Source organism: Inhella inkyongensis (assembly GCF_005952805.1).
In the GTDB taxonomy this organism is placed as follows: domain Bacteria; phylum Pseudomonadota; class Gammaproteobacteria; order Burkholderiales; family Burkholderiaceae_C; genus Inhella; species Inhella inkyongensis.
Genome location: NZ_CP040709.1, coordinates 1,518,688 through 1,539,703 on the forward strand (window position 1 = coordinate 1,518,688; position 21,016 = coordinate 1,539,703).

At 66.1% G+C, this 21,016-nt stretch carries 18 protein-coding genes and 1 tRNA gene; 8 read left to right on the forward strand and 11 right to left on the reverse strand.

Features of this window, described 5'->3' with window-relative positions:
• Positions 1 to 5: 5 nt before the first annotated feature.
• The gene (locus tag FF090_RS07400; protein ID WP_175423567.1) at positions 6 to 842 is read left to right on the forward strand and encodes a M90 family metallopeptidase; all 837 of its coding nucleotides are present in this window, start codon (positions 6 to 8) and stop codon (positions 840 to 842) included.
• On the opposite strand, the gene FF090_RS07405 is transcribed toward FF090_RS07400, so the two are convergent.
• Positions 797 to 1,693 carry a LysR family transcriptional regulator gene (locus tag FF090_RS07405; protein WP_138856111.1) on the reverse strand — a complete coding sequence of 299 codons (897 nt, stop codon included), beginning with the start codon at positions 1,691 to 1,693 and terminating at the stop codon, positions 797 to 799. The genes FF090_RS07400 and FF090_RS07405 overlap by 46 nt on opposite strands.
• Positions 1,694 to 1,794: 101 nt before the next feature.
• Between FF090_RS07405 and hppD the strand changes: the two genes are divergently transcribed.
• Positions 1,795 to 2,841 (forward strand): 4-hydroxyphenylpyruvate dioxygenase, encoded by a 1,047-nt coding sequence (hppD, locus tag FF090_RS07410; RefSeq protein ID WP_138856112.1) that lies wholly within the window; start codon positions 1,795 to 1,797, stop codon positions 2,839 to 2,841.
• Entirely contained in the window at positions 2,838 to 3,377 is a 540-nt protein-coding gene (locus tag FF090_RS07415; RefSeq protein WP_217503027.1) for a VOC family protein, read from the forward strand. The genes hppD and FF090_RS07415 overlap by 4 nt, the downstream gene beginning before the upstream one ends.
• Here the strand turns inward: FF090_RS07415 and FF090_RS07420 are convergent.
• Entirely contained in the window at positions 3,374 to 4,069 is a 696-nt protein-coding gene (locus FF090_RS07420) for a LytR/AlgR family response regulator transcription factor (RefSeq protein ID WP_138856114.1), read from the reverse strand. The genes FF090_RS07415 and FF090_RS07420 overlap by 4 nt on opposite strands.
• The gene (locus tag FF090_RS07425) at positions 4,066 to 5,130 is read right to left on the reverse strand and encodes a sensor histidine kinase (RefSeq protein ID WP_138856115.1); all 1,065 of its coding nucleotides are present in this window, start codon (positions 5,128 to 5,130) and stop codon (positions 4,066 to 4,068) included. The genes FF090_RS07420 and FF090_RS07425 overlap by 4 nt, the downstream gene beginning before the upstream one ends.
• Positions 5,131 to 5,243: 113 nt before the next feature.
• On the opposite strand from FF090_RS07425, the gene FF090_RS07430 reads away from it, so the two are divergent.
• Positions 5,244 to 6,473, forward strand: a complete 1,230-nt coding sequence (locus tag FF090_RS07430; protein WP_138856116.1) for an acyltransferase family protein — start codon at positions 5,244 to 5,246, stop codon at positions 6,471 to 6,473.
• 83 nt (positions 6,474 to 6,556) lie between these two features.
• Positions 6,557 to 7,525: a DnaJ-like protein C-terminal domain-containing protein gene (locus FF090_RS07435; protein ID WP_138856117.1), complete on the forward strand. Its 969-nt coding sequence runs from the start codon at positions 6,557 to 6,559 to the stop codon at positions 7,523 to 7,525.
• 9 nt (positions 7,526 to 7,534) lie between these two features.
• Here FF090_RS07435 and FF090_RS07440 read toward each other — a convergent pair whose 3' ends face one another.
• The gene (locus FF090_RS07440) at positions 7,535 to 8,239 is read right to left on the reverse strand and encodes a DUF599 domain-containing protein (RefSeq protein ID WP_138856118.1); all 705 of its coding nucleotides are present in this window, start codon (positions 8,237 to 8,239) and stop codon (positions 7,535 to 7,537) included.
• A 276-nt stretch (positions 8,240 to 8,515) separates the two neighbouring features.
• A tRNA-Gly gene (locus FF090_RS07445) sits at positions 8,516 to 8,589 on the reverse strand.
• Positions 8,590 to 8,675: 86 nt separating this feature from the next.
• Between FF090_RS07445 and FF090_RS07450 the strand changes: the two genes are divergently transcribed.
• Positions 8,676 to 11,213 (forward strand): ABC transporter permease, encoded by a 2,538-nt coding sequence (locus FF090_RS07450; RefSeq protein ID WP_138856119.1) that lies wholly within the window; start codon positions 8,676 to 8,678, stop codon positions 11,211 to 11,213.
• A gap of 1 nt (position 11,214) precedes the next feature.
• Here FF090_RS07450 and FF090_RS07455 read toward each other — a convergent pair whose 3' ends face one another.
• The 6 genes from FF090_RS07455 to FF090_RS07480 form a co-directional block, all read right to left on the reverse strand.
• Entirely contained in the window at positions 11,215 to 13,194 is a 1,980-nt protein-coding gene (locus tag FF090_RS07455) for a methyl-accepting chemotaxis protein (protein WP_138856120.1), read from the reverse strand.
• A gap of 60 nt (positions 13,195 to 13,254) precedes the next feature.
• Complete coding sequence (locus FF090_RS07460) at positions 13,255 to 15,345, reverse strand: methyl-accepting chemotaxis protein (protein ID WP_138856121.1); 2,091 nt, start codon at positions 15,343 to 15,345, stop codon at positions 13,255 to 13,257.
• A gap of 63 nt (positions 15,346 to 15,408) precedes the next feature.
• Positions 15,409 to 15,921 (reverse strand): chemotaxis protein CheW, encoded by a 513-nt coding sequence (locus FF090_RS07465; protein WP_138856122.1) that lies wholly within the window; start codon positions 15,919 to 15,921, stop codon positions 15,409 to 15,411.
• A gap of 145 nt (positions 15,922 to 16,066) precedes the next feature.
• Positions 16,067 to 18,184 (reverse strand): chemotaxis protein CheA, encoded by a 2,118-nt coding sequence (locus FF090_RS07470; protein WP_138856123.1) that lies wholly within the window; start codon positions 18,182 to 18,184, stop codon positions 16,067 to 16,069.
• 12 nt (positions 18,185 to 18,196) lie between these two features.
• Positions 18,197 to 18,559, reverse strand: coding sequence for a response regulator (locus FF090_RS07475; RefSeq protein ID WP_138856124.1), 363 nt, complete (start codon positions 18,557 to 18,559; stop codon positions 18,197 to 18,199).
• 33 nt (positions 18,560 to 18,592) lie between these two features.
• On the reverse strand, positions 18,593 to 19,087 hold the full coding sequence (locus FF090_RS07480) for a hypothetical protein (protein WP_246071542.1): 495 nt from the start codon (positions 19,085 to 19,087) through the stop codon (positions 18,593 to 18,595).
• Between the two features lie 179 nt (positions 19,088 to 19,266).
• Between FF090_RS07480 and FF090_RS07485 the strand changes: the two genes are divergently transcribed.
• Complete coding sequence (locus tag FF090_RS07485; RefSeq protein ID WP_138856125.1) at positions 19,267 to 20,376, forward strand: hybrid sensor histidine kinase/response regulator; 1,110 nt, start codon at positions 19,267 to 19,269, stop codon at positions 20,374 to 20,376.
• Positions 20,373 to 21,011: a response regulator gene (locus tag FF090_RS07490; RefSeq protein WP_138856126.1), complete on the forward strand. Its 639-nt coding sequence runs from the start codon at positions 20,373 to 20,375 to the stop codon at positions 21,009 to 21,011. The genes FF090_RS07485 and FF090_RS07490 overlap by 4 nt, the downstream gene beginning before the upstream one ends.
• The last annotated feature ends 5 nt before the right edge of the window (positions 21,012 to 21,016 follow it).

A 21,016-nucleotide genomic window follows, 5' to 3' on the forward strand; every position in this document is an offset into this window, starting at 1 on the left:
TCGCCATGGCCTTCTTCTTAGTCCTGCTGTTGGCCCTGGCATTTTTGCTTTGGCAGATCGCCCATCCTCTGTTGCGCTCGATGCGCCGAGCCCGGCTGCGGCGTCAGCCCTTTCCGCAGGCCTGGCGGCGCATCCTGCGGCGCCGGGTGCCGCTGGTGGCGCGGCTGCCGGCCGATCAGCAGCTCCGGCTCAAGGGCCTGATCCAGGTCTTTCTGGCCGAAAAGCCCATCATTGGCTGCGGCGGCCTGCGGGTCACGGACGAGATGCGCGTCAGCATCGCGGCCCAGGCCTGCCTGCCTTTGCTGGGCGCCACGCGCGATTACTACCCGGGCCTGCGCCAGGTCTTGCTCTATCCCGGCGCCTTTGTGGTGGATCGCCCCTTCAATGCCGCCGGGGGCGTGGTGCAGGAGCAGCGCCGCGCGCTGGCGGGCGAGAGCTGGGCCCAGGGCCAGGTGATCCTCTCTTGGAACGATGTGCTCCAGGGCGGTGCCGTGGCCGACGACGGCCGCAATGTGGTGGTGCATGAGTTCGCACACCAGCTGGATCAGGTCAAGGGCCAGGCCAATGGGGCGCCGCCCCAGCCCAGTCGGCAGGATCAGGCGCGCTGGACGACGGTGCTGCAGGCGGCGTTTGAACGCCTGCAAGCGCAATTGGCGGCCGGACAGCCGACCCTGTTGGACCCCTACGGGGCCACCGACCCCGCCGAGTTCTTTGCCGTGGCCAGCGAGCATTTCTTCGAGCAGGGTGCTGCCTTGCAGGATGCCGAGCCCGCTCTGTACGCCGAGCTGGCGCGCTACTACCGCGTGGACACCGCGGCCTGGAGCAGTTCGGCCAAGCGCTGACCTGCGCGTCCCAGCGGTCGATCCAGGCGCTGCACCAACCAGGGCGTGAAGCGAAAGCGCGAGCCACCCTCGAAGTCCAGCTCACGCAGCTCGCCGCTGGCCAGTGGCTCTTCCACCAGATAGCGCGGCATCCAGCCAAAGCCCATGCCCATCTGCAGGGCCTGGCGTTTGGCCACGAAGCCGGACAAAAAGAACACCCGCTCGCCGCCAAACAGATGGCTCTCGTTGGGGCGCTGTTGACGCGTGTCGCCCGAGTCGCGCACGGCCAGCTCCACATGGGCGTGCAGATCCGCCAGCCGGGCCGCCCGCCCCAAATGGGCCAGCGGATGGCCTGCGGCCACGCACAGCAGGCACTCCAGCTCGGGCAGGGCCAGCGCGCGGTCCCCGGCCTGGGGCTGGTAGTCCTTCACCAGCATCAGATCGGCCTCGTCGCGTTCAAAACGCTGCTGCACCCCGCTGAGGAATTCAATGGTGAGTTGAACCCGGGTGGGCACACCCTCGTCGGCCAGGGTTTTGAGCGCCTTGAGGCTGTCCTCCAAGGGCAGGATGCCGTCCACCACCAGCAGCAGGCGGGCTTCCCAGCCGCTGGCCAGCTGCTGGGCCAGGCTTTCCAGCTGATGGGCTTGCTGCAGCAGGCGCCGCCCTTCGTTCAGCACGGCCTCGCCCTCGGGGGTCAGGCGCAGGCGATAGCCGCTACGGTCCAGCAGGGGCAGGCGCAATTGATCTTCCAGCTTCTTCACCTGGTAGCTCACCGCCGAACCGACCTTGTGCAGGGCCTGGGCGGCGCCGGCCACACTGCCGGTGCGCACCAGCGCGTCCAGTGCTGCCAGGGCCTCGAGATCGAATTTCATGCGAAATATCTGAATATGTTCAGCGAAGAAATTCGCTTTTCATGAATTTAAGCCCTGAGAAGAATCCGGGCCATTCGCGGCTTCCCTCTCTTTCTACGGCGATGAGCATCTCCAACCCCTGCGGCCTGCGCGGCATCGAGTTCACCGAGTTCTGTGGCCCCGACCAGGACTACCTGGAGTCCCTGTTCTGGGCCTTCGGCTTCTCCAAGCTGCGTCGTCACCCGGAAAAGGCGATTCACTATTTCCGCCAGAACGACATCCATTTCCTGCTGAACCACGAGCGGGGCGGCCACTCGGCCGAGTTCGCCAAGCGACACGGCCCGTCGATCAGCGCCATGGGCTGGCGAGTGGACGATGCACAGGCCGCCCTGGCTGCGGCCGTGGCGCGCGGTGCGGTGGAGGTGCCGGCGTCGATGAAGGACCACCCCTATCCCGCGATCTGGGGTATTGGCGAGAGCCTGATCTACTTCATCGATGTGCCGCGGGCTGGGCAGCCCTCGCTCTACGAGCGCGACTTTGTGGCCCTGGAGCAGCCGTTGATCCAGGCTCACAAGGGCTTCACCGTGGTGGACCACCTGACCAACAACGTGCCCCCGGGCGAGCAGGACAAGTGGGCGCGCTTCTACAAGCACATCTTCGGTTTCACCGAAGTGCGCTACTTCGACATCCAGGGCGTCAAGACCGGGCTGACCAGCTTTGCACTGCGCTCGCCCGATGGCAGCTTCTGCATCCCTATCAATCAGCCCAAGGATGACAAGGACCAGATCGCCGAGTACTTGCGCGAGTACAAGGGGCCGGGCGTTCAGCACCTGGCCTTCCTGACGGATGACATCCTGGCCTCGCTCGATGCGCTCAAGGGCCCGACCGCCAGTCCGATCGAAACCTTGGACATCGATGCCGACTACTACCGCGAGGTGTTCGAGCGCGTGCCCGGCGTGCGCGAGGACCACGCACGCATTGAGCAGCACCAGGTGCTGGTGGACGGCGACGAGAGCGGCTATCTGCTGCAGATCTTCACCAAGAACCTGATCGGGCCGATCTTCATCGAGATCATCCAGCGCCAAAACAACCTGGGCTTTGGCGAAGGCAACTTCGGCGCCTTGTTCCGCTCGCTGGAAAAGGATCAAGAGAAGCGAGGGGTTCTGTGATGTTGCAAGGCATTCACCACGCGGCCTACCGCTGCCGCGACGCGCAGGAAACTGTGGCTTTCTACAAGCAGGCCCTGGACATGGATCTGCTGCTGGCCATCTCCGAAGACCGGGTGCCCAGCACCAAGGAGCCGGACCCCTATATGCACATCTTCCTGGACGCCGGTCGGGGCAATGTGCTGGCTTTCTTCGAGCTACCCAACAGCCCCGCCATGGGGCGCGATGAGGCCACGCCGGCCTGGGTGCAGCACATCGCCTTCCAGGTGGCGGACCTGGACACCTTGGCCCAGGCCAAGGCGAAGCTGGAGGCGCTGGGCCTGGACGTGGTGGGCCCGACCAATCACGCGATCTTCCAGTCGATTTACTTTCACGACCCCAACGGCCACCGCATTGAACTGGCGGCCAATACCGTCAAGCCCGGTGACCTGGAGCGTCTGCGCGAGGTGGCGCCGGCCATGATGGAGGAGTGGGGCCAAACCCGCCGTACCGTGAAGCAGGCGGCCTGGTTGCACGAGGCGGAGTTCTCGGCCTCCTAGAGCCGCTCCAGTGCGGCCCGGTAGGCGCGCGAGGCGCGCAGCTCCGTGCCGCTGCGCATGCGCAGCAGCGCGTCACCGCTGGGCAGGGATTGCCACGCCAGCACGTGGCGGGGGTTCACGGCATGACAGCGGTGCACGCGCAGAAACAGGGCCTGGAAGCTCGGCTGGGCCAACAGCTGGGTGAGGGTGCTCCGCTCCAGATAGCTTTCCGGCGGGTGGTGCAGGCTGACGTAGTTGTCGGCCGCGGCCAGCCACTCGAGTTCGTCCAGCAAGATGCGGAGCCGCCCCCTGCGTGTCTCCACCCACCAGTGCGGTGGAGCCGCCGCTTGTGCAGGCCGGGCCAGCCGCTCCCGCACCCGGGCGAGGCAGAGATTCAGTCGCTCGGCTGAGAAAGGCTTGTGTAGATAGTCCAGCGCGCCCAGTTCAAAGGCTTGCAGTGCGTGTGCGTCATAGGCGGTGGTGAAGACGTGCAAGGTGCCTGCAGGGAGCTGTGCCGCCAGCTGCAGCCCGCTGCCGCCGGGCATTTCAATGTCGAGCAGGGCCAGATCGACACCAGGGTCCTGACTCAACAGGGCAAGTGCCTGCGGCGCATCTCCCGCCTCCAGCACTTGCTGCACATCGGCATGCGCACTCAGCAGCCGGCGCAAGCGAGCGCGCGCCGCCGGTTCATCGTCAACGATCAAGACCTTCATGCGAGGTCTCGGCTGGCAGGCAGCTCAAGCCTCAGGCGCATGCCGCGATCGGCCGGACCGAAGTCCACGCGCGCCAGATCGCCATAGTGGGCCGCGAGGCGTTCGCGCAGATTGCGCAAGCCCAGGCCGCCGTCCACCGGAGGGGGCTGATCCACGCCGTCGTTGTCCAGTTGGATGTGCAGACGGTCGAGCACCCGGCGAGCGCTGAGCTGCACCTGGACGCGCCCCTGATGCCGGGCTACATCGTGCTTGATGACGTTTTCCACCGGCGCAAGCAGCAGCAACGCCGGCAGCATGCAGGCGCGCGCCTCCGGGCTGACGTCAATCTGCACCTGCAGGCGCTCGGCTCCAAAGCGCGTCTGCATCAAATGCAGAAAGGGCGTGACAAGCGCCAACTCATCCTCTAGGCGGTGCAGGCCGCGTTCCTGCGCCGCCAGGCTCTGGCGCAACAGCTGCGCGAGGTCGCACAGCAGCCGGTCAGCGCGCTCCACATCCTGGTGCATCACCTCCGCAATCAGGTTCAGGCTGTTGAACAGGAAGTGCGGTTGCACCTGCTCGCTCAAGCGCGCCAGCTTGGCTTCGGCCAACTCGCGACGGGTGCGCTCCAGTTCCTGGGCCTGCAGATTGGCCTGCTGCACCGCCCAGATCCCGCGCGAGATGCCCACGATCAAGCCAAAGCTGACCAAGTCTTTGGCGCCCTCATACAGCAAGAGGTCGGGCAGGGGATCGGGCTGGTAGGGTTGGTCCAGCAGGCTGTAGACCGCAAAGCGCAGGGCAAACATGCCGCTCACATGGAGCAGGTTGAAGCCGAGCGCCCCCAGCAATAGCCAGGGCCAGGCGAGGTCGCGCATGCGCCCGATGGTCAAGTGAATCAGCAACGCCAACGGGCCGACCCAGGCGACCGAGCTGAACTCCCACAGAAAGGGCTCCCAGTGCTGCTGGCCACCGGCCTGGCGGTAGTCCTGCCAGGCCGCAAGGCTGAGCAGCAGGCCCAGGCCAAGCAGCAAACCCAGGTAGTGGGGCAGCCAGCGGCGCAGAGGGGGCAGGGTGGGGCGATGCATGGGCCGGGAAGGTAGCACCGCCGCCTAAGCCCAGAACCACCATCCGCCCCGGCCCGTGCACCGTTCGCCCCTTCGGGCCCTGAAGGTTTGGCCTGGGCCTGCAAGCTGGCGCCATGACCTCATCATTCCCTCCACCGGCCGCAAGGCTGGCGTACTTGGACGGCTTGCGCGTGGTCGCGCTGCTGCTCTTGATCCCCTATCACGTGGGCATGTACTACGTGAGCTGGGACTGGCATGTGAAGAGCCCGCTGAGCGCCGTTGTGGCGCCCCTGGTGGAGCCCTTCATGTTGCTGTCCAGTCCCTGGCGACTGGGCCTGCTGTTTCTGGTGGCGGGCGCTGCCAGCCAGATCCTGCATGCACGGCGCGGCGGCTGGGGGCTGGTGCGCGAGCGCAGCCAGCGCCTGTTGCTGCCGTTGGTGTTCGGCATGCTGGTGATCGTGCCGCCGCAGGCCTACTTCGAGCTGCGTACCCAGGCCCCTCAGTTGCTACCCAGTGGCGGCGATTACTTCGCCTTCTGGGCCGCCTACCTCAGGGGCGGGCCGTTCTGCCAGGCGCAAGAGTGCCTGACGGTGCCGACCTGGAACCATCTTTGGTTCTTGCCCTATCTGTGGCTCTATGCGGTGCTGGCCGCCGCGTTCAGTGCTGTGGCGGCCTGTCGTGCGGCCGGTTCTGAGGGGCCTCAGCGCGGGGCGCGCTTGCCGGCTTGGGCCTGGCTGCTGTTGCCCGCACTGCCGCTGATGCTGTTTCGCTGGGTGCTGCTACCCAGCTTCCCCAGTACGCACGATCTGGTGAGCGATTTCTACAACCATGCGCAATACGGGTATTTGTTTGCACTCGGGTGGTTGAGCCGGGGTGTCGCTGCGGGGCTTTGGGAGGCAGCCCTGCGTTGGCGCTGGCAATGCCTGGGCTTGGCGGTGCTGGCCTGGGGCTTGCTGGTGCACTACTTCCAGGCTTATGAGGCGCTGGAGCCCCCTGCTGCATTGCGCCAGCTGATGCGAGGGGTTTGGTGCCTTATGGCGTGGTGGGCCATCCTGGCCGCCTGCGGTTGGGCCCAGCGATTCTTTTGGCGCGACGGCCCCGTAATGCGTGCCCTCGCAGGGGCGGTTTTCTGCGTCTATGTGTTTCACCAAACGGTGATCGTGGGGCTGACCCAGGTGTTGGCGCCGGCGCAGCTGGGTGCAGCCCAGGAAGCCCTGCTGTTGATCGCCTTGACCTTTGTGGTCAGTGGGCTGGCCTACCTGCTGCTGCGCGGCATTCCTGGCCTGCGTGCCTGCGTGGGCATTCAGCCAAAGGCTCCGGGCCGGATGAAGTCTTCTGTCCCGGAGGGCGTGCTGCGCAAATGACTTGCTAGCAAAAGGGGGAAGACAACCGGCAAGCCCCTTAGCGCGTTGGCCTAGCATCGCGCTTTTATAGAAGGAGCCTTGCCGTGCCCCATCCAGCTACATCCCGCCGTTTTTTGTTGATGGGCCTGGGTTTGGCCTGTGCGCCCGCACTGTGGGCGCGCCGGCGCGACGATGGGGACCTGCAAATCGTGCAGGCGCTGTATGGCACGCAGGATCGCCATGCGGACGTCACAGACCGACTGCGCGAGCTGGCGCGCCAGGACTACCGCTTCCGTTTGAGTAACGAGGCGCTGGGCGTGGACCCCGATCCTGGGCGGCTCAAGACCCTGCGCATATATGCACGTGGCCGTGACGGCCAGGAGCGTGTGCTGGAGTACCGCGAGGGCAGCACCCTGGATGGTTCGCTCTTCACCGGCTGGGGACGCGGCAATTGGGGCGAGGGTGATGGACGCGGACGGGGTGGTTGGGACCGCGGCGATGATGGGCAGTACCTGATCCTCGAAGCCCGCTACGGCACGGCGGATCGCAACGTCGATGTGACGGCACGCTTGCGCGATCTGGCCGCCCAGGACTACCGCTTCCGCATGGGCAATGACAGCTTTGGTGTGGACCCCCACCCCGGGCGGCGCAAGACCTTGCGCATTTACGCCGAGGACCGCCAAGGCCAGCAGCGGGTGCTCGAATTCGCCGAAGGGTCGGTGGTTGATGGCACGCAGTTCCGCGGTTGGAATTCGGGACATTGGGGCCAGGGTGGCTGGCGCGGTGGCTGGTCCGGGGACCAGGGCTCGATGGGGCCGCGCCGGCCCGATGGCCGGGGTGGTCTGCAGATTCTGGAAGCCCGCTATGGTCAGGGGCGGCGCGAGGTCAACATCACGGCACGTTTGCAGTCGCGCGTTTATGGTGGGCGGCTCGATGTGGAGGTCAACAACGAGCTGGCGGGGGTGGACCCGGCACGCGGGCGACCCAAGGCCCTGAGCCTGCGCTATCGCCTGGGCAATGGCCAGGTCGAGCAGATTGAGGTGCGCGAGGGCGAGCGGCTGGTGTTGCCCTGAAGGGGGCGCTCAGTGCCGCAGCGCCGCCAGCACGTCGCTGTGGAATTCGCGCCGGTAGAGCACCCAGACCACCAGGGCCGAGGCGGCCATGAAGGCCCAGGGTGAAAAGAACCAGGCGACGGCGGCAAACGAGAGGTAGTAAGCGCGCAAGCCGTCGTTAAAGGTCTCGGCCGCCAAACCCATCACCTGGCCTGCGCGGTCGGCAAAGGCGGCACGCGCGGCCTCGTCGTACTGGTCGGCTTCCGGTGCGGCGCCCACCAGGATGGCGCCAAAGCTGTACTGGCGAATGCTCCAGGTAAAGCGGAAGAAGGCAAACACAAAGATGGCCGACAGCAAGGCCAGCTTGAGGTCGAAGACCAGCAGGCTGGTGCGCGCTGCAAAAGGGATTTCGCGCACCAATTCGCTGGCCTGTTCCGACGAGGCCAGAGCCGCCAGCAAGCCGCCGATGATCAGGATGCTGGTGGAGGCGAAGAAGGACGGGCTGGCGGCCAGGGTTTGCGCAATCGCCGCGTCCACGATCCGGTTATCGCGCCGCGTGGCTTGCAGCATCCATTGCCGGCGCCAGCGGTTGGTGGTGGCCAGGATGGAGGGCTGGGTCAAGGCCCTGCGCTTGGCCCACAGGGCATAGCCGATCCAACTGGCGAAGAACAGGGCCAGAGCCAGCCAATCGGGCGTGGGCAGGGTGGTCCAGAGGGCTTGGAGGGCGGGAGGCATGGGGGGAATGTAGCGGCGGGACTGGTGCCTCTGGTGCGGGGCTCGTGTTCGCTTGGGGCGAACACATTGCCTTTGCAATTGAGCTTCACTTCCGCCGCTGTAGATGGGAATGCTCGGAATCGCTTGGGGCGATTCCTCGGCCTTCGCTGGCGCTCAGGCCCGGCGCTGCGCGCCGTCCAAGGACAGGCCACCGGCCTGTCCTTGAGCGAACCGGTGGATCTCATCCCAAATACCCCATCCAAATGCGAAAGGGCCCCAGCGGGGCCCCTTTGCATTTGGAGCGGGCGATGGGAATCGAACCCACGTCTTGAGCTTGGGAAGCTCAGGTCCTGCCATTGAACGACGCCCGCAGGAACGGCCGCGATTATGGCTGCAGTTTTGGGGACTCTTGGCAGACCGTGTTTGAGGCCCGCAGGGTCTGGCCAACAATGGCGGCATGAACCCTTCGCCTGCTTCGTCCTCGGTCTCTTTGTCGCGCCTGGCTGCCCAGCGCCTGTGGCGCGACGCGCGCGCCGGAGAGTTGCGCCTGTTGGTGATCGGCATGAGCCTGGCCGTCGCGGCGGTCTGTGCGGTGGCGCTGCTGGTGAATCGGCTGGAGCAGGGCCTGGCGCGCGACGCGGCGCAGTTGATCGGCGGCGATGTGGTGTTGGCCAGTGATCAGCCGGCCTCGGCTCCCTGGCGCGCCGAGGTGGATGAAGCCGGCTGGAAGAGTGCCGAGTCCAGCAGCTTTGCCAGCATGGCGCGCGCGGACGATGCGCAGGGCGGGGCCAGTCGCTTGGTGGCGGTGAAGGCGGTGCCGCCCAATTACCCGCTGCGCGGGCGCGTGATGCTGAGCGATGGCCGGGCGGTGGGGGCGCCGGCCGCGGGTCAGGTGTGGGTCGATCAGGCGGTGCTCGACGCGCTGGAACTGGCGGTGGGCGACCGCCTGTGGCTGGGCGAGGCGCAACTCCGGGTGGGCGGTGTCATTGCCACTGAGCCGGATCGGGGTGCGGGCTTTCTGGCCTTTGCGCCGCGTTTGATGCTGGCCAGCGCCGATCTGCCGGCAACGGGGCTGGTGCAGCCGGGCAGCCGCATCGGCTACCGCTTGGCAGTCGTGGCCGAAGCCCATCAACAGCCCGCATTGCGGGAATGGCGGGAGCGCATGCGCGAACGCCTGGCCAGGGGGGAATGGCGCGGGGCACGCATCGAGTCACTGGAGAGCGGGCGCCCGGAGCTGCGGCAGACCTTGGATCGTGGCTTGATCTTCCTGCGTCTGGTGGCCTTGCTGGCGGCCTTGCTGGCGGCCGTGGGGGTGGCCTTGGCCGCGCGCGACTTTGCGCAGCGTCATCTGGACGAGAGCGCCATGCTCCGGGTGCTGGGGCTGGCCAGTTGGCGCATTGCCTGCATCTACGGGCTTGAGTTGCTGGCGGTCGGTGTGTTGGCCGGCTTGTTGGGCCTGGCCTTGGGTGGAGGCGTGCAGGCCTTGCTGATTGGTTTGTTGCAGGGGCTGCTACCGGTTGATCTGCCCTTGCCCAACTGGCAGCCCTGGGCGCTGGCATTTGGGTTGGGAATGAGCTTGCTGCTGGCCTTTGGGCTGCCGCCGGTGCTGAACCTGGCGCGCATCGCGCCCTTGCGCGTGTTGCGGCGCGACCTGGGCGCCCGGCAGTCGGCCTTGGCCTTGGGGGTGGGGGTGTTGGGCTTGGCGCTGTGGTTGGGCTTGTTGGCCCTGTCGGCCGGGGATGCGCAACTGGCCGGCGTTACCTTGGGGGGATTTGTCGCGGCGGCCTTCTTGTTGGCGGCGTTGGCCTGGGCCTTGTTATGGGGCTTACGGCGCGCGATCCGCGCTCCGGGCTTGCCGGCCTGGCTGCGGCTGGCCACGCGCCAGGTGGCGGCTCGGCCGGGGCTGGCGGTGGTGCAGGTGGTGGCGCTGGGTCTGGGGCTGTTGGCGTTGGCGGTGCTCATCTTGCTGCGCACTGATCTGCTGGAGAGCTGGCGCCTGGCGACACCGACCCGGGGCCCGGATCGCTTCGTCATCAACATCCAACCCGAGCAAGCCCCTGACTTGCTGGCGGCGCTGGCCGAGGCAGGCGTCAAGCCCCTGGACTGGTATCCGATGTTCCGGGGCCGGCTGGTGGCCATCAATGAGCAGCCGATTCCTCAGCGCAAGTTCGACAACGAGCGCGCGCAGCGTTTGGTCGAGCGCGAGTTCAACCTCAGCCAGGCGGTGCAGATGCCATCACACAACCGCAGCGTCTCCGGTCAGTGGGGCGGGGGCCTGAGTGTGGAGGCGGGCCTGGCGCGCGACTTGGGCCTGGCGCTGGGGGATCGCCTGGCGTTTGAGGTGGCCGGCGAGCGCCACGTGGCGCCCATCACGCAGGTGCGCTCCGTGGAGTGGTCCTCCATGCGGGTGAACTTCTTCGTGATGTTCGCGCGCGAGTCGGTCGATGGGCTGCCGCATACCTGGATTGCGACCTTGCGTGCGCCAGTCGATCCGGCCGCGGCGCGGCGGCTGGACAAGCGCTTGGCGGCTCAGTTTCCCAACATCACGGTGGTGGATGTCTCGGCCCAATTGGCCCAGGTGCAGAGGGTGCTGGAACAGGTGGCCGATGCAGTGCAACTGCTCTTCGGCCTGACCTTGGCCGTTGGCGTGGTGGTGCTCTTGGGGGCTCTCACGGCATCGCGCGAGGCGCGGCTGCGCGATGTTGCCTTGATGCGCGCGTTGGGGGCCTCGGCCCGGCTGCTGGCGCGCGTTCAGCGGGCGGAGTTGCTCGGCCTGGGGGCGCTGGCCGGCGTCTTGGCGGCGGGTCTGGCCCTCGGCCTGGGGGCGCTATTGGCCCTGAAAGTATTCGGCTTTGCCTGGCAGCCGCGCCCCTGGGTCCCCTTGGGCGTGGTGCTGGGGGGCGCCGCGCTGGCTTGGGGCGCTGGTTACTGGGGGCTGCGCGGTGTGCTGCTGCGGGCCCCCTTGCTCAGCCTGCGCAACGCCAGCGGGGACTAGCTCAAAAAGTCTCCCAGGCGTCGTCACTGGCCGGCGCAGGGCTTGGCGAGGGCGCCGGTGCGCGCGCCTTGAGCGGGGCAGGGGTCTGCTGCGCGGGCCGAGCCGAGGCCGGCGCCGCCGAGGAGGGTGCCGGGCGGGGGGCAGGGCGGGCTGACTTCGGCGCTGGCGGCGTGGCGACCTGCCCCACCTGGAACACCGAGATGATTTGCGACAGCCGGGCCGCCTGTTCTTTCAGGCTCTCGGCCGCCGCAGCGGACTCCTCGACCAGTGCGGCGTTCTGTTGCGTGGCTTGGTCCAGCTGACCCATGGTGACGTTGACGCCGCCGATGCCCTGGCTTTGTTCGGCGGCAGCGGCAGAGATCTCGCCAATGATGTCGGACACACGCTGCACCCCGCCGACGATTTCACCCATGGCCGTGCCGGCCTCCTGGACCAGGCGGGAACCGGCCTCTACGCGCTCCACACTGGCACCGATCAGGGTTTTGATCTCCTTGGCGGCTTCCGCCGAGCGGCCGGCCAACAATCGCACCTCGCCGGCCACCACGGCAAAGCCACGGCCTTGCTCGCCGGCACGGGCGGCTTCCACTGCCGCGTTGAGCGCCAAGATATTGGTCTGAAAGGCGATGCCGTCGATCACGCTGATGATGTCGGCGATCTTGCGCGAACTGGTGTGGATGTCGTCCATGGTGGCCACCACCTGGCCGACCACCGCGCCGCCCTTTTGCGCCGCGCCAGAGGCTGCAGCGGCCAGTTGATTCGCCGTGGTCGCCGCATCGGCGGTTTGCCGCACGGCAGCGGTCAGACTGTCCATCGAGGACGTGGCTTGCTGCAGATTGGAAGCCGTCTGCTCGGTGCGGTGCGAGAGGTCTTGGGCACCGACGGCGATCTCGCTGGACGCGATGCCCATGGATCCGGTGGCTGAGTGCACGTCCTTCAGGATGCCTTGCAGCTTTTCCGCGAAGTTGTTGAAGGCGCGCGCGATGGCGGCCACTTCGTCCTGCCCCTGGGCGGGAAGGCGGCGGGTCAGGTCGCCGCCCCCTTCGCCGATTTCGCTCATCGCATCGGCCACTTGGCGCAGGCCGCCCAGCAAGGCGGTCACCATGCCCGTCATCAGCGCAGCGGCCAGGGCCAACATGATGATGGTCACGCCGACGGCCTTGATCAGCAACGACCGCAAGCCGGCCAGGGCCTCACCAGCATCACTGGCGACCACCAGGGTCCAATCACTGCCCGCCACGGCTGCACCGCGCAGCAGCAGTGCCTGCTCGCCGGCCTGGGCCTGTAGCCATTCGCCCCCCGGCTGGGCCAAGGCGGTCAGGGCCGCCACCGTCAGTTCCGGGGCCAGCGCGGTGGCGGGTTTGAGGATGAGCTTGGGGTCGGCGTGGGCCATCACCCTGCCATCCTTGGCCACCAAGAAAGCAAAACCCGAGGGCGTGGGCTTGATGGCCTTGAGGATGCCGACGATGCCCGTCATGAAGACGTCGCTGGCGACCACCGCCTTGGTTTGGCCCCCCTCCTTGACCGCCAATGCAAAGGTCACCACCGGTTGCTGGGTGGCGGTGTCCAGATAGGGCTCGGTCAGCACCACGTCATTGGCTGCCGCAGCTTGCCGGTACCAGGGGCGTGCGGTGGGATCGAAGTCGGGCGGCAGGTTCTCGTCTTTGTGCATCAGCATGCGCTTATCCGCATGGCCGATGTAGGCGAAGTCCAGTCCGCCGGAGATCGCCGCCTGGATCAGCGGGGGGCGGGGCTGCTCCAGTTGAACCGCTGGTACCAGCGATTTGAGGATGCTGGCCTGAAAACTTGTCCAGTTGCCGATGGCTTGAGCTTGCCCGCGTGCCACCTCATTGAGCTGAGCCAGGGTCTGGGCCCGCAAGTGTCCGCGCGCATCCAGATAACTGGCCATGGTGGCCAGCAACAAGGCGATCAGCAGCACACCGACAGACAGACCGACCAATCGGGCCTTCAGGCTCTTGAACATCGCAGACTCCGCTTAGAAAAGGGGATGGCCGGCACTCAAACAGCGCAGACCCTCAGTGCGTCAGAACGATTCCCAGTCGTCGCTGGCCGCCGAGCTGGGGGCGGGGCGTGCAGGGGGTTGGGGCGGCGCTGGTTTGGGCGTTGCCGCGGCTTTGGGGGGAGTGACCGGCGAGCGCTGGACCGGCCTCTGGGCTTGGGGGGCCTTGGGGATCTGCGCAGTCGGTGGGGTGTCCGCGGTGCGGAACACCGCCACAGCTTCTACCAGGCGCTGAGCTTGATCGCGCAGACTCTCGGCGGCCGCAGCGGATTGCTCCACCAGCGCGGCGTTTTGCTGGGTCATCTGGTCGAGTTGGACGACCGAATCATTGACTTGCGAGATGCCATCGCTCTGCTCTGCCGCAGCCGCAGCGATCTCGGCCATGATGTCGGCCACACGCTGCACGCCGGAGACGATCTCGGTCATCGAGCTGCCAGCCTCCTGCACCAGACGCGATCCGACTTCGACGCGTTCGACACTGGCACCGATCAGGGTCTTGATCTCTTTCGCCGCTTCGGCCGAGCGACCGGCCAGGGAGCGCACTTCAGAGGCTACGACCGCAAATCCGCGTCCCTGTTCGCCTGCGCGGGCGGCCTCCACGGCCGCATTCAGGGCCAGGATATTGGTCTGGAAGGCGATGCCGTCGATGACGCCGATGATGTCGGCGATCTTGCGTGAGCTCTGGCTGATGTCCTCCATGGTGCTCACCACCTGGGCTACCACTTGCCCGCCCTTGGCGGCGGCGCTGGCGGTGGAGGCGACCAGCTGATTGGCGGTGCGCGCCGAGTCGGCCGTCTGACGCACCGTGCCGGTGAACTCCTCCATCGAGGAGGCGGCGATCTGCAGATTGGAGGCGGTCTGCTCGGTGCGTTGGCTCAGATCCTGATTGCCGGTGGCGATCTCGCGGCTGGCGGTGCCAATGGAGTCCACCGAGTGCCGCACCGTCGAGATGGTGTCGGACAAGCGTGCGCGCATGGTCTCGGTGTCGCGGATCAGCTGGCCGATCTCATCCTGGCGGGCGCTGGTGACCGATTGGGACAGGTCGCCGCTGGCCACCGCTTGCACGGCGGTTGACAGCTTGGCCATGGGACGGGCCACCCACTGGCGCATCAGATAGAAAAGTCCGAATCCCAGGGCCACGGTCGCCGCCGCCAGCAATGCCCAGAAGGGCAGCAGCGTGGCCCATTGCTGGGCGCGCGCCTCGCTGGTCTTGACCTGACCGAGCACCATCAAGCCTGACGCCGGGTTGCCATGGGCGATGCCGAAGAAGCCCGTGCCACCGCGGCCCAGCACATCGGGCATGTCCTCAAGTCGTTCCCCATGTGCGTCGGCCGGCAGTTGGGCCAGGGTCTTGGCCAGCTCCGGTGCCACCTCGGACAGCTTCTTGCCCTTGGCGCTGGGATGGGCGGTGAAGCTGGCTTCGTCAGGGTTGCTGAAGTTGTTGATGACGACAACGCCGCCGCTATCGAAAAAGTGGATGTCCTTGACCATGCGGTCCAGGGCGGCGGTGAACACATCCAGGTCATAGCCCACGAACAAGATGCCGATGATCTTGCCGTCCTCGGACTTCACCGGCTCGTAATGCGCCATGTAGGCACGGCCAAACAGGTTGGCGCGCCCGGTGAAGCTCTTGCCTGCGCTTAAGTCCGCGTAGCCAGGGTGGGTTTTGCCGAGGGGGGTGCCCAGGGCCCGGCTGCCGTCCGGCTTCTTGACGGAGGTGGTGATGCGGATGAAGTCATCGCCCTGACGGGCAAACACCGTGGCCACACCGCCCGTGGAGGCCGCGAATTTGTCGACGGCGGTGTAGTTCTCGTTCAGTTTTGGGCCCCAGTCGCGTAGCTCGCCCGTCGCCTCGTCGAGACTGAACTGAGGTCCAAATTCCTGCCGAAAGGCGCCGAAGCTGCGCCGCACCAGGGTGCGGGCGGTGTCGTCCATGGCCGTGATGGAGTCTTCGACGGCCTGGGTCCGGTCCGAGGCCCAGGTCTCAATGGACTGACTGGCGCTGCGCAGCAACATCACGCTGAGCAGCAAACTGGTCAGGAATAGCACGGCGGCGATGGCGCCGACGCCAATCAAAGAAACCCGCCGCGCCAGCGAGGCTTGCCCTGTGCTCATGCGCTCTCCCTGGAGCATTTCACCGTGGCAGAAATCAAGGTCGCCCAGGCGACCTTGCTGGGTTCAGACCAGGGACTCCATCAGGCCCATGTCGGAACTGCTCATCAGGCCTTCGATGTCCATCAGGATCAGCATGCGCTCCGCCACGGTGGCAATGCCGGTGATGTAGCTGGTGTTCACGGCCGCCGCCGTCATCTCCGGGGCGGGTCGGATCTGGTCGCGGCTGAGTTCGAGCACATCCGAAACCGAATCCACCACGGCCCCTACCACCCGATTGCGCACATTGAGCACGATCACCACGGTGAAGGTATTGACCTCGGCGCTGGGGCAGCCGAGCTTCACGCGCAGATCGACGATGGGCACGATCACGCCGCGCAAATTGACGACGCCCTTGATGAACTCCGGAGCGTTGGCGATGCGCGTCGGTGCCTCGTAGGAGCGGATCTCCTGCACCTTGAGGATGTCGATGCCGTATTCCTCGCTGCCCAGGCGAAAGGTCAGGTACTCGCCAGTGGCGGCGAGGCGGGCGGCCGCCGAAGGGGCCAGGGCATTGGACGAGGCTTGAACGAGTTCCATGTTTCCTCCTAAATCTGGGTAGCCGATAAGCAGAAATGCGACGCGGAACACCGACCCATCAAGCGGTCACCGTGGAACCGGCTTTGCCGGTCCACTGGTGACGCCCCCTTGAGGGGGAGGCGCGAAGCGCTTCGGGGGAGGGCCATCAGTGGCGAGACTTGCGAACGAGGCTGCCGATGTCCAGGATCAGTGCGACTCGGCCGTCGCCCATGATGGTGGCGCCGGACACATCGTGCACCTTGCGATAGTTGGCTTCCAGGTTCTTGACCACGACCTGCTGCTGCCCCAGGAGCTCATCGACCAGCAGGGCCACACGCCCGCCCTCGGCTTCGACCACCACCATGATGGTGGAGACATGCTCGAAATCGAAGCGAGGCACCTCGAAGACTTTTTCCAGTTCGATCACGGGCATGAACTCGTCCCGGACCTCGACCACCCGTCCGGAGCCGGCCACCGTCTTGACGGTGTCTTCCTTGACCTGGAAGCTCTCCACCACCGAGGACAGCGGCAAGATGTAGACCTCCTCGCCCACGCCCACGCTCATTCCGTCCATGATGGCCAGGGTGAGCGGCAGGCGCACCGAGACTTTCATGCCATAGCCCTCGGCGGAGTCGATTTCGACATGACCGCCCAGGGAGGTGATGTTCTTCTTCACCACGTCCATGCCCACGCCGCGCCCTGATACGTCGGTGACTTGGTCGGCGGTGGAGAAGCCGGGCGCAAAGATCAGGTTCCAGACCTCGGAATCGCTCATGCCCTCATGGGCCTCGATGCCTTTCTCCTGGGCCTTGCTGATGAGCTTCTGGCGATTCAGGCCGCGCCCGTCGTCGCGCACTTCAATGACGATGCTGCCGCCCTGATGGCTGGCCACCAAGGTGATGGTGCCTTGCTCGGGCTTGCCCTTGGCCAGTCGGTCGGCCGGCATTTCGATGCCGTGGTCACAGCTGTTGCGAACCAAGTGCGTCAGCGGGTCGGTGATCTTCTCCACCAGGCTCTTGTCGAGTTCGGTGGCCTCACCTTGTGTGACCAGCTCAACCTTCTTGCCCAGCTTGGCAGCCAGGTCGCGCAGCATGCGCGGGAAGCGGTTGAACACCACCGACATCGGAATCATGCGGATCGACATCACCGCTTCCTGCAGGTCGCGGGTGTTGCGTTCCAGATCCGCCAGGCCACTGGTCAGTTGCTGATAAAGCCCCGGGTCCACATTGCGGCTGTTTTGCGCCAGCATGGCCTGGGTGATCACCAATTCGCCCACCAAATTGATGAGCTGATCGACTTTCTCGATCGACACGCGCAGCGTGCTCTGGTCGGCCGCAGCCGCCGCCGGCTTGGGCGCGGCAGCGCTGGGTTTGGCCGTCGGCACCACGGCAGTGGTGGGCTGTGCGGGCGCGGCGGCGGCAGGGGTCGGCGCTGCAGCCTGCGGAGCGCCGGGGGCGTCGTCGAAGAAGCCATAGCCGGCCTCGGCCTTGGGCTCTTCTTTGGGCGCCCCGGGTGATCCTTCGTAGAAACCGTAGCCGGCGCCCAGGGGGTTGAGCTTGACCTGTTCACGCGCGACATGGAAGGTGAACAGATCCAGCAGGTCGTTGTCGCTGCTGGCCGTGGTGATCTTGAAGCGCCGCATCCCATCGGCGGCCTGGCCGCCGTCCAGGCTTTCGATGGTGCCCAGGTCGGTGATTTCCTTGAACAGATCGACCAGGTTGTCGGCTTGGCCAGGATCGCTCAGTGGACCGACGATCAGCTCCAGTTGCCGGGTGCCACTGGGCAGGGGCGCAGGGGCCGAGGCGGCCGGGGCTGGTGCGGCCGCCTTCGGGGCAGGGGCTGGGGCCGCGCCGGCCAGCGTGCCGCCATCGACCAGGGTCTTGATGCTGGCCACCAGGCCTTCGCTCTCCACCTGATCGGTGCTGGTGCCGGCGTGGCGTGCGAGCAAACCGCGTAGCGCGTCACCCGACTGCAGCAGGATGTCCACCATCTGCGTGGTGGGTTGCAACTCATGGCGGCGCAGCTTGTCGAGCAGCGTCTCCATGATGTGGGTGAGCTCCGCCACATCGGCAAAGCCAAAAGTGGCGGCGCCGCCTTTGATGGAGTGGGCGCAGCGGAAGATGGCGTTGAGCTCTTCGTCGTCTGCCGCTTCGACATTGACGTTCAGGAGCAACTGCTCCATGTTGTCCAGGTTCTCGCCCGCTTCTTCAAAGAAGACTTGGTAGAACTGACTGAGGTCAATGCCGGCGCCGAGGTTGGCGCCTTCGTTGGTCATCTCACCCATGGAATGCGCTCCTTAGCGAATGACTTTGCCGATGACCTCGATCAGCTTGGCAGGGTCAAAAGGCTTGACCAGCCAGCCCGTGGCCCCCGCCGCGCGTCCGGCCTGCTTCATCGCATCGCTGGACTCGGTGGTCAGGATCAGGATGGGCGTGGCCTTGAATTTAGGGTTCTCGCGCAGCTTCTTGGTCAGGCTGATGCCATCCATGCGCGGCATGTTCTGGTCGGTGAGCACCAGGTCGAAGTCGCGCTGAGTCGCCTTCTCCCAGGCGTCCTGTCCGTCGACCGCCTCCACCACATTGAAGCCAGCGTTTTTGAGGGTGAAGGCCACCATCTGGCGCATCGAGGCGGAATCGTCCACTGCGAGGATCGAATGCATCGTCGTCTCTCCGAGTCGCGAAGTTCTGAATCGTTAAAAAAGTTCGACGGAGCCGGCATCGACTTCGTCTTGCGTAACGGGATTGGGGCGCTGCGGCGCTTCGATGACAGCGGCTTCGCCATCCTCGTCGTCGCTGCCGAAGGCCTCGCGGGCCAGTTTGTCGGCGCAGGCGCGCAAGCGTTGGCTGGTGTGGGCGATCAGCTGGGTCGACATGTCCTGAAACTGCAGCGCCGTGATGGCGCCGGCAATGTCTTGCAGCACATCGACGAAGGCGCCGGGTTGCAGGACCTGGCCGCCGTTGACCTGTTGCGCCAAGTCTTGCAACTTGCCGGAGGCGCCGTAGAAGTGCGTCGAGAGGGCCTCGCCGGCATCGTCCAGCAAGCGCTGCAAACGCTCCAGGTCGTTGGTGACCGACATCAAGTGATCCTGGATTTCGGCCGCAGCGAGCAGGGTGAAGCGGGGCTCGAAATCGGCAGGTTCCTGCACATCCAGATTGGATGCTTCGTCGGGCGGTGCTTGTCCCTGCATGGATCCTCCAAGGGCTCGTCCGAATGAGTCGGGCGGGCATTGCGGCGATGACGATTAGCCTAATCGAAGCCGGGCTCTTGATTGGGGCTGCGCGCCTAGGGTAATCCCTTTTGCAGCGTGCAAAGCACAACAGGCTTTCCCGGCTTGGCGGGCCAAGGCTGCGCGGCATACTCAGCCGCATGTTTGCCATCGATCCGACGCGTCCCTTGCGCGTATTGCATGTCGAGGATTCCGAGCTCGATCACGAACTGATGCAGGCGCTGGTGCGCCAGGCGGGTCTGCAGGTCGAGTGGTTGCGCGTCGAGTCGCTTGAAGAGTTTCAGAAGGCGCTGGCCCAGGACTGGGATGCCGTGGTGTGCGACTACCAGTTGCCTGCGCACTCCGGCCTGGACATGCTGCGCCATCTGCGCACGACCGATCGGGTGCTGCCCTTCATCCTGGTGTCCGGAGAGATTGGCGAGGATGTGGCCGTGGCGGCCATGCGCGAAGGGGCTGCGGACTACCTGCTGAAAGGGCGCCTGGCCCGTTTGGCGCCGGCCTTGCAGCAGGCCATCAAAGGGGCTGAGGCGGAGCGGGCGCAGCGCGCAGCGGATCAGGCCTTGCTGGAGAGTCAGCAGCGCCTGCGCGAGCTCACGGCCCATCTGCAACAGCACATCGAGGCGGAGCGTGCGGCGCTGGCGCGTGAACTGCATGACGATGTGGGCAGTTCGCTCACGGCGCTGAAATACGAGCTGGGTTGGTTGCAACGCCATCTGGCCGATGGGCCAGCGGCGGCGCGGGTGGTGCAGGCCACGCAGACCCTGGATTTGGCCATGGCCGCCAGCCGCCGGCTGATGCAGAACCTGCGCCCGCCCATCTTGCAAGAGGGCTTGGCCGCTGCGCTCACCTGGCAAGCGCAGGGCTTCGAGCGGCACCAGGGCCTCAAGGTGCATCGGCATGGATTGGATGAGGAGCTTGATTTGCCCGAGGGCCTGGCGCTGGCCGCTTATCGATTTGTGCAAGAAGCCTTGAACAACGTGGCCAAGCACGCGCAGGCCAGCCAGGTATGGGTTGAGTTGCATTGCGCCAGCGGCGTGCTGGGGGTCGAGGTGGCGGACGATGGATGTGGCATGGACCCAATGGCCCAGCACCGGCCCGGCAGCTTTGGTCTGCAGGGTCTGCAGGAGCGCGCCGCGGCCCTGGGCGGGTGGATCGATGTGGGCTCGCGGCCCGGTCAGGGCACGCGCCTGACCCTGTCCATTCCCTTGGCCCACGCAGAACCGGCCTGGTCGGCCCAGGAGTGCGCATGATTCGCGTGCTGCTTTGCGACGATCACGCGCTGATCCGGCGCGGTGTGCGCGACACCCTCGTCGACGCCGGCGACATCGAAGTGGTGGGTGAGGTGGGCGACTACGGCGGCCTGCGCGAGTGGCAGCGCGGCGGGCAGGCCGTCGATGTGCTGTTGCTCGACATCAATCTGCCGGGCCGCAGCGGCCTGGATGTGTTGCATGTTCTCAAGGAGCAAGGCGGCGGGCCGCGCTGCTTGGTGGTCTCCATGTATCCCGAGGAGCAGTACGCAATTCGCTGCCTGCGCGCTGGTGCCTTCGGCTATGTGAACAAGGGCGGCGATCCGCAGGAGTTGGTGACGGCTGTGCGCATGGTGGCGCAGGGCCGCAAATACGTGACGCCGCAGATCGCCCAGATGCTGGTCGAGAACCTCAGTACCCCAGAGCCCGAGCAGGCCCATCAAAAGCTCAGTGACCGGGAGCTGCAGACCCTGGTGTTGATTGCCTCAGGGCGGCGACTCTCTGACATTGCCGAGGAGCTGCTGCTCAGTCCCAAGACGGTCAGCGTCTATCGGGCGCGCGTGCTGGAAAAGTTGGGTCTGAGCAATAACTCGGAACTGACCGTGTATGCCATTCGGCAGGGCCTGGTGGACGGATGAGAGGC

Bases quoted from the DNA above. Each gene is read 5' to 3' on its own strand.
- FF090_RS07400 (WP_175423567.1), top strand. From the start codon at position 6: ATGGCCTTCTTCTTAGTCCTGCTGTTGGCCCTGGCATTTTTGCTTTGG.
- FF090_RS07405 (WP_138856111.1), bottom strand. From the start codon at position 1,693: ATGAAATTCGATCTCGAGGCCCTGGCAGCACTGGACGCGCTGGTGCGC.
- hppD (WP_138856112.1), top strand. From the start codon at position 1,795: ATGAGCATCTCCAACCCCTGCGGCCTGCGCGGCATCGAGTTCACCGAG.
- FF090_RS07420 (WP_138856114.1), bottom strand. From the start codon at position 4,069: ATGAAGGTCTTGATCGTTGACGATGAACCGGCGGCGCGCGCTCGCTTG.
- FF090_RS07425 (WP_138856115.1), bottom strand. From the start codon at position 5,130: ATGCATCGCCCCACCCTGCCCCCTCTGCGCCGCTGGCTGCCCCACTAC.
- FF090_RS07430 (WP_138856116.1), top strand. From the start codon at position 5,244: ATGACCTCATCATTCCCTCCACCGGCCGCAAGGCTGGCGTACTTGGAC.
- FF090_RS07440 (WP_138856118.1), bottom strand. From the start codon at position 8,239: ATGCCTCCCGCCCTCCAAGCCCTCTGGACCACCCTGCCCACGCCCGAT.
- FF090_RS07450 (WP_138856119.1), top strand. From the start codon at position 8,676: ATGAACCCTTCGCCTGCTTCGTCCTCGGTCTCTTTGTCGCGCCTGGCT.
- FF090_RS07455 (WP_138856120.1), bottom strand. From the start codon at position 13,194: ATGTTCAAGAGCCTGAAGGCCCGATTGGTCGGTCTGTCTGTCGGTGTG.
- FF090_RS07460 (WP_138856121.1), bottom strand. From the start codon at position 15,345: ATGAGCACAGGGCAAGCCTCGCTGGCGCGGCGGGTTTCTTTGATTGGC.
- FF090_RS07465 (WP_138856122.1), bottom strand. From the start codon at position 15,921: ATGGAACTCGTTCAAGCCTCGTCCAATGCCCTGGCCCCTTCGGCGGCC.
- FF090_RS07470 (WP_138856123.1), bottom strand. From the start codon at position 18,184: ATGGGTGAGATGACCAACGAAGGCGCCAACCTCGGCGCCGGCATTGAC.
- FF090_RS07475 (WP_138856124.1), bottom strand. From the start codon at position 18,559: ATGCATTCGATCCTCGCAGTGGACGATTCCGCCTCGATGCGCCAGATG.
- FF090_RS07480 (WP_246071542.1), bottom strand. From the start codon at position 19,087: ATGCAGGGACAAGCACCGCCCGACGAAGCATCCAATCTGGATGTGCAG.
- FF090_RS07485 (WP_138856125.1), top strand. From the start codon at position 19,267: ATGTTTGCCATCGATCCGACGCGTCCCTTGCGCGTATTGCATGTCGAG.
- FF090_RS07490 (WP_138856126.1), top strand. From the start codon at position 20,373: ATGATTCGCGTGCTGCTTTGCGACGATCACGCGCTGATCCGGCGCGGT.